Origin of the sequence: Nitrosomonas sp. Nm33 (genome assembly GCF_900107265.1) — a bacterium.
Taxonomy (GTDB): Bacteria; Pseudomonadota; Gammaproteobacteria; order Burkholderiales; family Nitrosomonadaceae; genus Nitrosomonas.
In genome coordinates this window covers 44,463-60,775 of the sequence record NZ_FNPJ01000003.1, presented here as the reverse complement: position 1 = coordinate 60,775, position 16,313 = coordinate 44,463, and the positions used below count along the sequence as shown (strand labels likewise).

Genomic DNA, 16,313 nt, shown 5'->3' with positions numbered 1-16,313 from the left:
TGTTAACAAACGATAACGCCTATATCATCAGACAAACCGCTATTCGTTTTACAATACAAAGAAATGCATGCATCTGCATATATTACTAGGAATCTGGGTTTTATTCCCGACTAACTGACGCTGAGAAAATATCCTGGATTTATAATTAATCAGCAGTAAGATCGCTGACTCCGTCAACCGCCTGTTCCTCCCACGGTTAATCCTTCCACTCGCAATGTTGGCTGCCCAACGCCTACTGGCACACTCTGCCCCTCTTTCCCACATGTGCCGACTCCTGGATCAAGCGCCATATCATTACCTATCATGGAAACACGTGTCAGAACATCTGGGCCGTTACCGATTAAAGTTGCGCCCTTTATTGGGTAAGAAATTTTCCCATTCTCTATCATGTAAGCTTCTGCAGCAGAAAAGACAAATTTACCACTCGTGATATCTACTTGCCCACCTCCAAAATTTGCGGCATACAATCCATGTTTCACTGACGCAATAATTTCTTCTGGATTTTTATCTCCATTGAGCATATAGGTATTTGTCATGCGTGGCATGGGAATATGTGCAAAAGATTCGCGTCTACCATTACCTGTAAGGGGTTGCTTCATGAGTCTTGCATTCAGGCTGTCTTGTAAATAGCCTTTGAGTACACCATTCTCAATCAATACCGTACATTGGGTTGGATTCCCTTCATCGTCAATATTCAAAGATCCACGACGATTAGCAAGCGTACCATCATCCACTACAGTCACACCATCGGCCGCAACTCGTTCACCAATGCGTCCAGAAAAAGCCGAGCTACCTTTACGGTTAAAATCGCCTTCCAATCCATGGCCAATGGCCTCATGCAGCAGGATACCAGGCCAGCCATTTCCTAAAACTACTGTCATAGTGCCTGCCGGAGCAGGCCTCGCATTCAGATTTACTATCGCTTGGTGTACTGCCTTTTGTGCATAGTCGTTTAATATTTCATCAGTGAAATAGGTGTAATCAAATCGCCCACCACCGCCAGCAACGCCTTGCTCACGCCGGCCTTTTTCTTCTGCTATCACCTGTAATGACATTCGCACTAATGGCCTCACATCAGCAGCTAGTAAACCATCGCTACGTGCAACCATGATAACCTCGTACTCACCCGCAAGCGATGCCACAACCTGAATGACGCGTTTATCTATCGCACGCGCAAATCGTTCAAGTTTCTCCAGCAATGCCACCTTGTCGCTATCTTTAAAGTTTGCAATGGGGTCCTGAGGAAGGTAAAGCGACCTACTGTTATAGGATGCCACCTGCTTAGCAACTCGGGCCGGATGCATGCTTCTCTGACCAGCAATGGCGCGCGTTGCTTTTGCCGCAGATACGAGTGCATCAAGACTGATCTCATCCGAATAGGCGAACGCCGTTTTTTCACCACTGATTGCGCGCACCCCTACACCTTGGTCAATATTAAAGCTACCTGATTTAACGATACCTTCTTCGAGAACCCAACCTTCAGAACGGTTATATTGAAAATAAAGATCGGCATAATCGATCTTGTGTATAAGTATTTGCCCAAATACCTGATGCAATCTATTCGCATCCAGCTCATAGGGCATCAATAGGCAGCGATCAGCAATAGTAAAAAACTCGTTCATCTTAAAATTATATTCACTTCCACATTACACATTCTAACTTTCTGGGTAAGAAACAGATTACAATCTATCATTCTTCAATACCTCTACTCACCCACCCTGTTCATAGTGAACAGTCTTCCTTTCTGCATTTAACATGGGTATAAGCATAAGCAACGATGTTCTAGTGCGGGCAAACTTGCGCGCACGCTAGATTGGTATGCACGATCCAACGTTGCCACCACAACTCCGGATCCACGTGCCAGTCGATCAATCACAACACCCCAGGGATCAACAATCATACTATCTCCATTGGTTTCACGGCCACTGACATGAAACCCTCCCTGGGCTGGCGCAATCACATACGCCTGATTCTCTATAGCACGTGCACGGATCAAAGTTTCCCAATGTGCTTTACCAGTAATTGCAGTAAAAGCAGATGGGGCAAGAATGATATCAACCTTTCCCATCAGACGATAAAGTTCGGGGAATCGAAGATCATAGCAAATAGATAAGCCTATACGCCCAAAAGGAGAATCTATTGCAACTACTTTATCTCCGGCTTTGATTGTTTTTTCTTCTGCGAAGCGTTCTTCGCCCAATTCAAGGCCGAACAAATGAATCTTATCGTAGCGTGCTACTTGCCTGCCTTCATTATTATAAACCAGGCAACTATTATAAATCTTATCAGATATATGGCTCTCCAATGGCACTGATCCGCCCACCAACCAAATCCCGAAACGTTTAGCCGTCTCGCTCAAAAATGATTGGACCATGCCTTCGCCTGGCTGTTCACGAACACTTAACTTATCGGTATCGCGCAACCCCATAATACAGAAATATTCCGGAAGTACAACCAGCTTTGCTTCTTGTGATACCGCCAGCTCAATCAAGCGAAACGCCTCTTCCAGATTTGCAGATACGCTTGGCCCTGATGCCATCTGAATAGCCGCAATACGTAACGTACTGTTACTCTCTTTTTCTGGCAGTTCCGTTGAGAAAATGCCCGAATGATTTAACATGACTTCCCCCCGTACGAGTCCCCATTTCCACTGAATTCAGGCAAGAACAGAATTTTGCTCAAAAAAGCAATAAAGTAGTTCATAATATGTCTCTCCTCAAAAAGCAATCCATACCAGTCAATTCTCATTACGCTTGAATTCTTGTTGTGATTCCTTAATTTCTTGTGAATTTTGCGATTTAACCACTACAGGCTTATCCCACGTACCCGTTATAACATATTCATTAAACAAAACACGATCAAATGGATCTTTCAGCGATTGATTCGCAATCATGGAAGCAATCCCTACTACTGGTGTAACCAACCCAAGCGAAGGAAACATTTTAACCAGGAGCGCCTGGGTTTCTTCTGTCAGATCTATTTCTCCATTCACAGCAAGATAGGCTGCGCTTCCTGCAATTTGCAGTTCATCTGTCACTGCTACTCCTCTGGTAATTTTAACATCGCCCAATATATTATCGAAACCAAAACCTTGACTAAATACATCATAAAAATCCAATGTCAGTCTGCGAGGAAGTGATTTTAAATCAAAAATACCCAGCAATTTGCTCACCCCTGGCTTGAATCTGGTAAATTGACCACGTTGTGCAGTCATTCTCAGATTACCTGACAGAGAAGGGAAATCTATGGAAAAAGGCTCCCCCATCCATACTAATGTACCTTCCAGCTCACCCTTTCCGCGTGCAATACGCCCTGGATAGCCTAAACGCGCCAGAAATTTGCCTATACTCTTTGCTTGCAGTTCGACTTCCGCTTGCATTTGAAAAGGGGTAATACGATTCTGCCACACTCCCTGCATCAAAAAAGAACTGTCGGCGTGAGTAATTTGTAGTTGATCGATATGCCAGCCATCTATCTGCTGATGAGCCAACAAAACTAATTTACCTAATAGCTTTTCTCCAACATAGAACTCGTCAGCATGCAGATCCATGATTGGCCAATCCTTGGGTTGGTTCTTTTTTTTCACGACTGAGTCAGATTCCGGAATGGTTTCTGGTTTTACCAATTTTTTTAATCGTGCAAATGCTTCCTTCCTGACAGAATCCCAAACAATATCACCGATGACCTCTTTACTTACAACAAAAGTATGCCATTGCCCACTGTGTTTTTTGGCATTCAATACAAACTCATTAAAACGGCTTCCCAGAAAATCAAACCTGCCAATATTTAGATCGAAATTGATCCGATCAGTCAGCAATGCCTTAATTCCTCGACCAGCTTGTCCTGATCGGACAGTAATTTCATTATGCTGATCGAAAAGTGCTTTCCACCGATCCCATTCCAACACGGGAATCGTACCATGTACGAATGTGACGGTATCTTTCGGCAATTCAGCTGGTGCAGCCCGAAAATTCATCGCACCACGTGCTGGATAGTAATGACCATTTTCTCCTCGTACTCGTTGAATTTCTGCCGTTACTACCTCGCCATAACGAAAGCGCAGAATCTCATGTTCTGAATCAATGGATTTCTTCTCAAAACTAAAAGGAATCATTTCTCCAGCAGCTTTGGCAAAAGGTTCGGGTAATGAAGAAGCGGCCCCCACTAACGGTGATTCGACCTTCACATCGATTCCTTTTTCACTAATATCAAAAACTGCTGACCAATCAGTGACTCCCTGCATAAACTGCAGCCACAACTGCAGAGTACTCGCCGAATGATCAGGTTTAGGTGAATGCAGGTAATCGAAATTAGCCTTGCCTGCCGCTACAATGCGCATACCTTCGTTCGGCAAGGCAATAGAATTAATCTTCACCGGCCCTCCCATCATTTGCGCACGCACATCTTCAATTGTCAAAGTAGACTCAGTAAAAGCAAGCAACCCATTAACCTTACTCAAAGCAGGCAAATCATGACCTAAATCAATCTTGTTATCGATAAACTGATAATGACCCATTAGCTCGATATGTTTACTTTCATCTCGATATAATTTTATCGGCATGGCTAATTCCAGGCGCAATTTTCCATTGCCGGTAATATTGCCTTGATAAGAAAAATCAGCAGCATGGAGATTCAGAGGACTTTTTTCAATCAAATTAATTATATTTTGAGTGGCGCCTTCGGCCCCTCCTTTCAGTTGTAAAATTGGTTGTGGTGCATCTAAATCTGCAATTCGCAGCCGTGTATCCTTCACTACAATATCGGCCATTCTTGCTCGCGAAATCGCCATTTCGAGCTGATTATCCTGAAACGAAAGATCGGCTTGAATATCTGTCACGCTCGGCCATCCTTCTGGTAAATTTACCGTTGTGTCAGTGATTTTGGTTGTCAACTTCAAAGCAAGCTTATTGCGTAGCTCCGAAGAAGATTTACTCAAATCACCCTGAATAGCAAATTTGACATCCTCCAACCGCCCCCCTACGATTACCTTATCCAGCCAATTTTGCGCAGCTTCCCGATCAGCCACGACCGCCAGATACCTCTTGACATAACTTAGTTCTGCATTCGTCAACTCTCCAGCCAGATCGATTGTACCTAGTTGCTCACTGGCACCGCTATGGTAGCGACCGTGCATCGTTCCGGACACATAGCGATTAGCAAATGCAATGCGATTGAATTTAAACAAAGTCTTATCCTGATCAGGCGATATCTTCCAATCAACCTGCGCGATGAGTCTATCGAGTTCAAGTGGTTCATCCAATGCCTCAAACAATTTCATGCTGGCTCTATCTGAATCAAGACTGAGCGATCCACCTTGCTCAGATACCTTGACGCTGCCACTTATTCCACTCACTGGGGGCAGCCTGCCAAACTCTTTCATGGCCAAATTGTGGAAACTTCCTTCCACAGTGAATGATAAAGGCCTTGTCCAATCCCCTTGCCAATAGATTTGGGCATGCTCTATTGCTCCCTTTGGAGATAATTCACTGAAGTGCTTTTGGAAGGAATTCTCAATAGGCAGGTAACTTGCCAGGGAAGCAACAACGCTCAAATCAAGATCATCTATCCGTAATTTATTTTCTTCAGATATCTCTCCATCCAATTCCCGTCTTTGCCATAAAATATTTACCGGTTTGGCAAGCAATTCATTTCCAATGGCAACACTCAACTGCTGGGCAAACCATTCATCTTCCCGCTGATCCGCGTCGCTATTTCTTTTCCACCCCACGCGACCATGCAAACGGGTAAGATCAAGCCTTGGGAGATCCTTTGCCCAATGCATATATGCTTCATGAAGATTGACATCAGCTGTCCAGGATGTGACAGACTTACCCTCCATGCCAATCCACGCACGAAAAGCTCCACTGCCACGATCAAATTCCAGCTCGCCTGGAAACGATAACCAAGTTTGCAAGGCACCGAGATCGACATGATTCAATTGGGCAAATAAGCGCCCGCGCCACTGATCCAATGCATTAATCGATTCACCCGCAAAATCACCGCGTATATCGATGGGAGCGGCCACTTTATCTGGCGGAGTTAGCCGCAACCCAAAACGGTGCTGGCCATCCTTGTTATGCATACGTAAATCTACTTTTTTCAGATACAGGACTGGCGCAGCACGTGGCTCATCCAGCCAATAAACATCAGCGTCATTGATGAGCAGCTGGCGCTGACTTAACAGCCAATCGAAAAAGCCATTGTCAGCATCCTCTTGATCAAACGTACCGCCTGCGATGTGTATTACACCCTCTGCATCACGATGGATGTTCAGAACGGGTCGCTCAATTCTAATTTCACGGAAGAGCAATTCTCCGTATAGCAGCGATCGCCAGGAAAGTGACCCATCCAGCTCGGTCAGAATTAAAACAGGAATTCCTTGCTTATCATGCACTCGCACACCATACAAGCGTAAATATGGGCGTAATCCATCCCAGTTTGCATCAATGCGCTCTATACTGATTACTTGTCCTGCAACCTGAGAAATAGCGGCAGCGATGTTTGGTCGGTAGCGCTCAATATCGGGAAGCAGCCAATAACGCAATGACAACAGCAGCAGGAAAAAAAACATTGTGACAGCAAACACAGCCCACCCGAGCCTACGTAAGGTTAAGATGCTATGCTTAATAAAGGAATGCATCATGGCACAATTTAACCTGGATTTTCAGTTGAGCAGGATAGAGTGTGTAGTTCTGCAAGTGCAGGGTAAGCAACGGCGCGGAATGGTCGTTCCATTCCAAAGAGTTGCAACGCAGCCATCTGCTTGCAAAATCGCACAATCGGTGCCGGAGCAGAAACACCCACAAGGTAAGGATGAAACTTATAGGAAAGGTTATTATATTTATAATATTAACACTAGAACGAGCAATCAACTAAAGTATCCAGGTTTAATATGAAACTCAGTTTTTAATCTGAGAAAAACTGCTTAATCCTTAGAAAACAAAAAGAAGAGTTTGATCACAATCAGTATCTAATATGAAACAGGAACATTTTCCGGTCCGGAAACCCACACAAAACACTCATTCTATCTACATATCGATATAACTGGTTTCAGCACACCAAAAATGTTTTATTTCAACCTTGAATATGTTTTTACATACCAACGATTCATCACCTGAATTAGTGCTGGAAAGCATCCTTCGCTTCAGCCGCTATGCGCGACGTCTACTAGAAAGCGAGCCCGATTTACGCACTTATCTGGTTGAAAATCTTCATCACCCCTTTACACGTGAGGAAATGCTCGCATTCCTGAACACAGCCTGCTCGATCCAAACCTTAGATGAAACGGGTCTGCATAGTGCCTTGCGTAAACTCCGTAAACGGGTCATTCTGCGTCTGGCTGCACGCGATCTGGCTGGTATGGCTGATCTGGCTGAAGTCATGGTCACGATGACCAATTTAGCAGAGGTCACCATTCGTTTTGCACTCGCACATCATCAAAACTGGATGACTCACCCAAATCAGTTTGGTTCACCTATTGGTGAAAAAAGTTTAACCCCGCAGCAACTATTAGTCGTTGCCATGGGCAAACTGGGAGGAGGAGAGCTCAACGTTTCTTCCGACGTCGATCTGATTTTCATCTACCCCGAAGATGGAGAAACGAATGGCAGAAAATCCATCTCCAACCATGATTTCTTTACTCGCCTGGGACGCAAGCTGATTGCCGGCTTGAATGATTATACAGTGGATGGCTATGTGTTTCGAGTCGATATGCGTTTGCGTCCGCACGGAGAAAACAGCCCCCTGGCAATCAGTTTCGCAATGCTGGAAGGATATTTTGTTACGCAGGGGCGAGAATGGGAGCGGCATGCCTGGCTCAAAAGTCGGGTTATTGCAGGCCCCGCTACACCAACCGCGATCCTGATGGAGGAAATCACACGCCCTTTTGTCTTTCGCAAGTATTTGGATTTTGAGGCCTATGAAGCCATGCGTCGCCTGCATGCGCAACTACGCAAGGAAGTAGATCGTCGCGAAATGCATGACAACATTAAACTGGGTCCTGGCGGGATCCGTGAAATTGAATTCATTACCCAGGTTTTTCAACTGATACGCGGTGGACGGGACGCAGATCTTTGTATACGTCCTACGCTAACTGCTCTGCAACGCCTGCAGCAGAAACAGCCTGTCCCTGCTCAAACCTTCACTGAACTCATCGATGCCTATCGCTTTCTGCGTAAGCTGGAACATCGTCTGCAATATCTGGATGATCAGCAAACCCAGAATCTGCCTGAAAACCCTGAAGATCAAGAATTAATTGCAGCAGCCATGGGATATCCCGGTTTTGCCAATTTCCTGCAACAGCTCGATATCCACCGCAACAATGTTGCCCGCCATTTTGAATTGATCTTTGCTGCCCCGCGCAAATCTCCAACCCATGACATCCTGGCGAACTTCTGGCAAGAGCAAGCCGGAGACAGAACTCAGGTGGAAGCTGCCACCACTCAGCTGACGACGTTGGGGTTTACCGAGCCTGAAAAAATCTCGGCGCGTATCCAGCAATTCTATGGCGGTTATTTTTTCCAACAATTACCACCAGCCAACCAGCCAAAAATCAAATCATTGATGCCCATCCTGGTAGAAGCGATTGCTCAGTTTCCGCCGGTGGAAGCCACGCTGGAGCGTATGCTGCAACTGCTGGAGCATATCAGTCAGCATGCAGCCTACCTGGCCTTATTGTTGGAACACCCACAAACCCTGCCTCGGGTCACCAAGCTGGTCAGCGCCAGTCAATGGGCAAGTAATTATCTGGGCAGGCACCCTATCCTGCTCGATGAATTGTTAGCACCACGGGGGCCGTCTCAACTGCCCGATTGGCCTGCGCTCAGGCAAGAGCTGGCACGCCAGCTCAACCATGTCGACAGCCCCAAAAGCAATATCACCGAATGGCAAATGGATGTCCTGCGGCATTTCCAGCATGCACAGGTTTTTCGGTTACTGGCAATTGATCTGGAAGGAAAGCTGTTACTGGAAACGCTCAGCGATCATCTGACCGAGCTCGCTGATCTCATTCTCGACAACGTACTCAACCTTGCCTGGAGAGGGCTCAAGAAAAAGCACCGCGAACAGCCTGCTTTTGCCATCATCGGCTACGGCAAACTGGGTGGCAAAGAACTTGGCTACGCATCCGATCTCGACATCATTTTCCTTTACCAGGACAACCATCCCGATGCGCAGGAGATCTACACCAAACTGGGACAAAGCACCAATACCTGGCTAACCAGCCACACTTCGGCTGGAATTCTGTATGAAACTGATTTACGTTTGCGTCCTAACGGCGCCAGCGGTCTCTTGGCCTCTTCCATTGAAGCGTTTACCCAATATCAGCATAAACAAGCCTGGGTATGGGAGCATCAGGCATTGACACGCGCCCGCTTCGTCACGGGTGATCAGCATCTTGGAAAAATATTTGAGCAAATCCGCAAGGAAATTCTGTGTGAACAGCGCGATCTTGCTAAGCTAAGACAGGATATTTTGATGATGCGCGAAAAAATGCTGGATGCCCACCCCAATCCAACCACACTGTTCGATATCAAGCATGATCGAGGAGGCATCATCGATGTGGAATTTATCGTGCAATATCTGGTGCTCGGCCACGCGCACAAATACCCGCAACTCACCGGTAATATTGGCAATATCGCTCTGCTGAAACTTGCCGGTGAACTGGGACTTATTCCAACTGAAACAGCCCAGCAAGTGCTGACAGCCTACCGCGAATTTCGTCGCTTACAGCACCGTTTGCGCTTGAATGCCGACCATGAGCTGGCGGGATCAGTTGCTTTCCAGGAAAAACCAGTTGAGTTTGCCCGTATCCAAGCCGATTATCTAAGCCATGCGCGCATGGCAGTATTGCAACTATGGGAACAGGTATTTGGTATATAGGGGTAACTAACTCCAAGTAGTTTACTCCATGCTAATTTGAGAAAAGCACCCAATAAACCACTTATTTCAAAATAAACTTTTTTCCTGAATGCCGTTATGATGCCAGCAGCATTATTTTAAGTAAAAGATATCGTGCGAATTCTGCTCATATTGTCCCATGCACTCAGTGGGCCATTTTTTTCAACCCAAAGGAGAATGATTCATGCAACAAATGCAAAAAGGTTTTACCCTGATCGAGTTAATGATTGTAGTAGCCATTATCGGTATTTTGGCAGCGGTGGCCGTGCCTGCTTATCAACAATACACTCTAAAAGCGAGATTCAGTGAAGTTATTAATGCAACATCTGGTATCAAAGCTGGTGTTGAAGTCTGCGTCCAACAAGGAGATTGTTTTGAGGAAGGTAAAGTAGTCAAGGCTGCTTTTGGTTTTAATGGAGTGATTCCCCTAGCGCCTACTGCTGCCGGTGCAGTTGGTGATGTTGCTCTTGCAGCTGATGGTAGTGGGGCAATCACTGCTAAAGCAGCAGCAAAGTTTAATGGATTAAATGGTGAAACCTACATTCTCATTCCAACTCCTGATGCTCAAGGTAAATTGACTTGGGCAGTAGATGCCACCAACAGTACCTGCCGTACCCGGGATGGCGGTGCGATTTGCTAATCTAGCTAATGCTTGATCAAAAAAACATCCCAGCAAGGTAGCAAGGTAGGGCGGATAAGCTTGCGTCATCCGCCTGCCTACATCCTATATATCTTTTTATTCGAGTCTTTCACCCACTTCAATCAACCCGCGTAAGGCGCAATAACCAGCGGGTATTGCGCCTTATGTGCCTCACTTCACCATCCGGTGCAATGCGCTGCGCTTACTGCGCCCTACAAGCCGCACCCCTACAAGAGAGGGTTAGCGCAGCAGTAGGGTAGATAATATGTAGAAGTTCAGATCTAATCGTACAAAGCACTTGAACTAGAGAGCGTTACCGAGTTTGATGTGGGTATTGAAACCTAAAATCAAACATAAATGGAGGTAACGCTCATGCTGCATAGCACGGTAGGGCGGATAAGCTTGCGTCATCCGCCTACCTTTATCCTATATATCTCTTTATCCGAGTCTTTCACCCACTTCAATCGATGTCATATTCAAACTTGCCCAATCAGAGGAATAAATGCCTTTCTTGACTAACCGATGAAAAGTTGAATACCAAGTACCCCGCTCATGACGTTTAACCCTGATAGGGGAAAGATATTCAGTTTTTGGGATTGATTTTGAGAATGCTTTTTTGATGGATCGCCATCGATTGGAATAATCGTGGTCATTAGGCGGCAATGTCCAGATACAATGAAGATGATCAGGCAACACGACCCAGGCATCAATATAAAATGGTTGCTGCTGTCTGGTTATACGGACAGCTTCCCGAAGTTCGGTGATATGCTTAACGAGCAACTGTGATTGCCGATCAAGCAAGTTAACCGTAAAGAAGCAGGTTCCGCCAGGAATGCGATTGCGTCGATAATTCGACATTGGTTAAATTTATACATATGGCGGATGACACAAGCTTATCCGCCCTACCTTGCTCGTTGTAATATTGGCCTTCGACTGTTCGACAGGCTCACAGCTCAGGCCGAACGGTAAATTTGGAACTTTTCTACGGGAACGGTCTTCCAGGAAAGATCTGAATAAGCAAGGTAGGGCGGATAAGCTTGCGTCATCCGCCTGCCTCTGCCTATATCCTACATATAACTCCTCTTTATTCGAGTCTTTCACCCACTTCACTCAATGTCATATCCAAACTTGCCCAATCAGGGGGATAAATGCCTTTCTTGACTAGCCGATGAAAAGTTGAATAAGGCCATTCCTTGACCGTTTTTACCCAACCATGTTTAACCGGATTGTAATGGATATAGTCCATATGGGCGGCATAATCAGCCTCATTTGTAATGGTGTGTTCCCAGAAACGCCGTTGCCAAATACCCCGTTCATGACGTTTAACCCTGATAGGGGAAAGATATTCGGTTTTTGGGATTGATTTTGAAAACGTTTTCTTGATGGATCGCCATCGACTGGAATAATCATGGTCATTGGGCGGTAATGTCCAGATACAATGAAGATGATCAGGCAACACGACCCAGGCATCAATATGAAAGGGTTGCTGATGTCTGGTTATACGGACAGCTTCCCGAAGTTCGGTGATATGCTTAACGAGCAACTGTGATTGCCGATCAAGCAAGTTAACCGTAAAGAAGCAGGTTCCGCCAGGAATGTGATTGCGTCGATAATTCGACATTGGTTAAATTTATACATATGACGGATGACACAAGCTTATCCGCCCTACCTTGCTCGTTGTAATATTGGCCTTCGACTGTTCGACAGGCTCACAGCTCAGGCCGAACGGTAAATTTGGAACTTTTCTACGGGAACGGTCTTCCAGGAAAGATCTGAATAAGTAAGCGAGGCGGATACAGTGCAAGGCGCACGGAGCGCAAGACCTGAGCCATATCACATAAAGATAGGCGAAGGGACGAGCACCGCGCAACGAAGCAATGCGCCACAGCAGCCACTTATTCAGACCTTTCCCGGGAATTACTTGATACACACCGCCCTCACCTGATGAATGTCAGTAATACCCTGCAGCACTTTATCGATGCCATCCTGTTTCAAGGTGCACATGCCATCATTGAGTGCAGTCACCAGCATCTCAGCTACGCGCGCATGTTCCTGGATGTTCTTTTTCAGGGCATCGGTTGCGGTCAGGAGTTCATGCAGCGCTACGCGCCCTGAATAACCCGTCCCATTACACGCATCGCAGCCGACCACCTCGTACAGTGTAATCTGTTTTTGCTCATCACCATATTCCTGCAGCCAGCGGGTTTCGATTTGCTGATAAGCAGCGTCAGGGTTAACCTTGAAATGCTCGATATTTTTCAATTCTTCGCAATATTCCATGAGCAGCATGCTGATTTCTTCCTGGCTGGCAATATGCGGTTTTTTGCACTTGCACAAACGTTTGGCCAGGCGTTGCGCCAGAATACCAAGCAGGGCATCGGAGAAATTGAATGGATCCATGCCCATATCCAGCAGACGGATGATCGACTCTGGCGCGCTGTTGGTATGCAAAGTAGCAAACACCAGGTGACCGGTCAGTGAGGCTTCAATACCGAGACTGGTCGTTTCCTTGTCGCGCATTTCACCCACCATGATGATATCCGGATCTGCCCGCAGAAAGGATTTCATTATCGTGGCAAAGGTGAGGCCGGCTTTGACATTGATCTGCACCTGACGCAATCCTTTTTGGGTGATTTCAACCGGATCCTCAGCTGTCCAGATTTTGGTTTCCGGTGTGTTGAGATGCTTCAGAATCGAATGCAGCGTGGTTGTTTTACCGGAACCGGTCGGACCACAGACGAAAAACAAGCCATAGGGCTTGCTGATGATTGATTTGAGTTCTTGCAGATTGCGGGCAGTAAAATTCATTTTATCGAGTGGAATCGGCTCCCCCGCTGACAAAATACGCATGACGACGTCCTCCAGCCCGCCAGCAGAAGGAAGCGTAGCTACCCTTAGTTCAATATCAAGCGGCGCAAACCTTCTGAATTTTATTTTGCCATCTTGCGGTTTGCGCTTCTCGGAAATATCCAGGTCACACATGATCTTGATCCGCGTTACCAGCGCATTGCGATGGCTGGCCGGAATTTCGATATAAGGCATCAGCGAGCCATCCTTGCGAAAACGAATTCTGGTTTTTTCTTTGCCAGGATAAGGCTCAATATGGATATCGGAAACACCCATTCTATAGGCGTCCATAATGATCTTATTGACGAGCTTGACCAGCTCGTTTTCAGAAGCTGCAGAAGTTTCATCTATTTCGACGACCGATTCTTCCTCATTCTCTTTGAGCTTAGAAAGCATCTCATCGATACTGCCGATGTCTTCCAAGGCAGTGCCTTTTCCACTCCCATAGAACAAATCCAATGTCGCCTTGAACTCTCGCTGGGTACAGACGGTATAAATAATTTTATGCTTGGGAAAAATCTGATTGACTATGCGCAGCGCTTTGATTCTTTCCGGGTCCAGCGTCAATATCACCAAACCCTCCTCAGTTTCATCAATCGGCAGCCACTGGTTACTCTCAGCAAAATCCCGCTTGAGATTCCTCAAGACCTCGATCGGTTTAACCCGGTCAGCCCGGTATGGCTCATAGCGTACATGGAAGTAATCAGCTAATGCTTCGCCAATTTGGGCGGGGCTAATCCGAAATTCATCGATGAGCACATCTTCCAGATCACATCCTTTTTCACGCGCAGATCGTGCTGCCAACTCAAGCTCAGACGCCGATATGACAGCGTCTGATATCAAATGATCATATCTGGATTTTACTAATAATTGCTGTTTCTGACGCTGCTTGAAAGCAACAGCCAGTGCCTGGCAAACTTCGCCTATGCTCTCAACGATGATGTCAGGGAAAGGCTTATCATCCTTATGGTTAATGGCTTGTATGACACCCAGTAATTCGTTTTCCCCTCCATTCAAGATCGGTGCCATCAGCATTTGCTTGGTCCGATAGCCGGTTCGTTTATCTACCTGCTTGTGAAAGCGTAATTGTGCGTCCAGTTTCATCAATTCATGCCGATCGTAAACATCCTTCAAATTGACGATTCTTTTGTGCAAACTGACAAAGCTTACGATGCTGTGCTCGCTAATCGGCAGCTTCAACTCCTGAAATAAACCGGATCCAGTCTTAACGCGTGAAACAATAGATGATTTGTCTTCACTCACCATATAAATAGTCAGTCGATCCGCGTTGAACAAAGTACAGATGTCCTTACTCACTTCCGGCATGAGCTCATCGAGATTACTGGCAGCCTGAATCTTGCTGGTGATCTCCTGTAATCTCTGCGAGAAATTCTGCTGGCCATTGATTTCAGTAAAATTGTCTGACAATGGTTCAGGTACAATTTGCATACTCATCGTGATATTTATTCAAGAAGATCTACATTAAAAAGATTGCACCTGCTAACCACTGCCAGGTGCAATCAACCGATCGTTATTGGGAATGTAAGTAAAACGGAGCCAAACAGGCCCATTAAACGCGTTCAAAGCATGTTTGTTTTTATCAGTTACCTGGATTCAGATCGCTATAACCTATACTCTGAATTGCTAGACGTGGTTTCTTGTCCAGATATTTAACACGATTTACCTGTTGGCATTCTCGGTAATAGCAGAGGAATTACACCCGATTCCTGTTATTTGATCAAAAGAACTGGAACCGGTGAAAGATGTATCAGCTTACTGGCGACCGAACCCAGCAGCAAACCTTGTACTGTGCCGAGTCCACGTGGTCCGATAACAATTTGGTCACATTGCTTTTCTGTCGCAAACTGAACGATCATTTTTGCTGCATCACCTACAATTATGTGGTACTGATAAGCAATACCAGCCTCGTCCAATAAATCGCGTACCAGTTTTAAATCCTTCAATCCTTCTTCTTGGTGATATTGCTTGATATTTTCCTGGTTGATAAACATGGAAACATCACCATGCAATGGAAACTGCACATTGAGCAGATGAATTTCCGGTACTTCCTTATACCACTTGAGCAACTGGATAAAATGGGCAATGGCCTTGTAGCAGGCAGTGGAGCCGTCAACTGGCAGCAGTATTTTTAACATGAAGCACTCCTTTAAATTGTGTTTTTCATCACTTACCTAATTGTCACACTGGTTTATTCGTATCCTTCATGAGATCAACCAAGGCTATATTTTTCTGTGCTCTAGCTGCCAGCCACTTGCCAGTAACGATCACGGCTAATGCAGTACAAATCGGCATGAGCCAGTGTAGAAAAGCAGCATGCACATTGACCCATTCTTTAGTCACCGAATCGGTAATTGCCATGTCACCCGCAATCCAGCCAAGCAATCCAGCTCCAACAAAAATGGTAAGGGGGAAACGATTCATCAGTTTCATGACCAGTTTACTGCCCCAGACAATGATCGGAACACTCACCAGGAGGCCAAAAATAACCAGGGTAAGATCACCTTGAGCAGCGCCAGCAATACCTATTACATTATCCAGGCTCATGACGGTGTCAGCGATGATAATCGTTTTAATAGCTCCCAGCAGGGTTGTGTTGGCATCAATTTCATGTCCATCATCTGTCGATTCTGGTAGCAGTAGTTTGATCCCTATCCAAAGCAGCAGCAGCGCGCCAATAAGTTTCAGAAAAGGAAGTGTCAATAGATTAAGCGCAAAGAAAACCAATATGACGCGTATTGTTATCGCACCAAATACTCCCCAGAAAATTCCTTGGTTGCGCTGCTTCTCAGGCAATCGCCGGCAAGCAAGCGCAATGATCACTGCGTTATCTCCTCCAAGTACAATATCAATTGCAATAATTTGTAATGCTGCAACCCAGAATTGGGGATCAGAAAAATCCATATTTAAT

The 16,313-nt window shown here is 45.8% G+C and carries 12 protein-coding genes; 3 read left to right on the top strand and 9 right to left on the bottom strand.

Features of this window, described 5'->3' with window-relative positions; all coding sequences use genetic code 11:
* Positions 1-173: 173 nt before the first annotated feature.
* From tldD to BLV54_RS01215, 3 genes are all read right to left on the bottom strand, one after another.
* Positions 174-1,622: a metalloprotease TldD gene (gene tldD, locus BLV54_RS01225; RefSeq protein WP_090566587.1), complete on the bottom strand. Its 1,449-nt coding sequence runs from the start codon at positions 1,620-1,622 to the stop codon at positions 174-176.
* 128 nt (positions 1,623-1,750) lie between these two features.
* Complete coding sequence (locus BLV54_RS01220) at positions 1,751-2,620, bottom strand: carbon-nitrogen hydrolase family protein (protein ID WP_090566584.1); 870 nt, start codon at positions 2,618-2,620, stop codon at positions 1,751-1,753.
* Between the two features lie 117 nt (positions 2,621-2,737).
* Positions 2,738-6,643, bottom strand: a complete 3,906-nt coding sequence (locus BLV54_RS01215) for a YhdP family protein (protein ID WP_090566581.1) — start codon at positions 6,641-6,643, stop codon at positions 2,738-2,740.
* On the opposite strand from BLV54_RS01215, the gene BLV54_RS01210 reads away from it, so the two are divergent.
* From BLV54_RS01210 to BLV54_RS01200, 3 genes are all read left to right on the top strand, one after another.
* The gene (locus BLV54_RS01210; RefSeq protein WP_090566580.1) at positions 6,642-6,896 is read left to right on the top strand and encodes a hypothetical protein; all 255 of its coding nucleotides are present in this window, start codon (positions 6,642-6,644) and stop codon (positions 6,894-6,896) included. The genes BLV54_RS01215 and BLV54_RS01210 overlap by 2 nt on opposite strands.
* 190 nt (positions 6,897-7,086) lie before the next feature.
* The gene (glnE, locus tag BLV54_RS01205; protein ID WP_090566577.1) at positions 7,087-9,879 is read left to right on the top strand and encodes a bifunctional [glutamate--ammonia ligase]-adenylyl-L-tyrosine phosphorylase/[glutamate--ammonia-ligase] adenylyltransferase; all 2,793 of its coding nucleotides are present in this window, start codon (positions 7,087-7,089) and stop codon (positions 9,877-9,879) included.
* 202 nt (positions 9,880-10,081) lie between these two features.
* Complete coding sequence (locus BLV54_RS01200; RefSeq protein ID WP_090566575.1) at positions 10,082-10,537, top strand: pilin; 456 nt, start codon at positions 10,082-10,084, stop codon at positions 10,535-10,537.
* 438 nt (positions 10,538-10,975) lie between these two features.
* On the opposite strand, the gene BLV54_RS01195 is transcribed toward BLV54_RS01200, so the two are convergent.
* The 6 genes from BLV54_RS01195 to BLV54_RS01175 all read right to left on the bottom strand — a co-directional run bounded on the left by BLV54_RS01195 (position 10,976) and on the right by BLV54_RS01175 (position 16,306).
* Positions 10,976-11,395 carry an REP-associated tyrosine transposase gene (locus tag BLV54_RS01195; RefSeq protein WP_090566572.1) on the bottom strand — a complete coding sequence of 140 codons (420 nt, stop codon included), beginning with the start codon at positions 11,393-11,395 and terminating at the stop codon, positions 10,976-10,978.
* 226 nt (positions 11,396-11,621) lie between these two features.
* Positions 11,622-12,158: an REP-associated tyrosine transposase gene (locus tag BLV54_RS01190; RefSeq protein ID WP_090566569.1), complete on the bottom strand. Its 537-nt coding sequence runs from the start codon at positions 12,156-12,158 to the stop codon at positions 11,622-11,624.
* 9 nt (positions 12,159-12,167) lie between these two features.
* On the bottom strand, positions 12,168-12,467 hold the full coding sequence (locus BLV54_RS15350; protein ID WP_143032382.1) for a hypothetical protein: 300 nt from the start codon (positions 12,465-12,467) through the stop codon (positions 12,168-12,170).
* A complete protein-coding gene (locus BLV54_RS01185; RefSeq protein ID WP_176969636.1) occupies positions 12,455-14,833 on the bottom strand; it encodes a GspE/PulE family protein in 2,379 nt (792 codons plus the stop codon). The genes BLV54_RS15350 and BLV54_RS01185 overlap by 13 nt, the downstream gene beginning before the upstream one ends.
* Positions 14,834-15,114: 281 nt before the next feature.
* Positions 15,115-15,540, bottom strand: a complete 426-nt coding sequence (locus BLV54_RS01180) for a universal stress protein (RefSeq protein WP_090566563.1) — start codon at positions 15,538-15,540, stop codon at positions 15,115-15,117.
* 43 nt (positions 15,541-15,583) lie between these two features.
* The gene (locus tag BLV54_RS01175; protein WP_090566560.1) at positions 15,584-16,306 is read right to left on the bottom strand and encodes a TerC family protein; all 723 of its coding nucleotides are present in this window, start codon (positions 16,304-16,306) and stop codon (positions 15,584-15,586) included.
* Positions 16,307-16,313 lie beyond the last annotated feature (7 nt).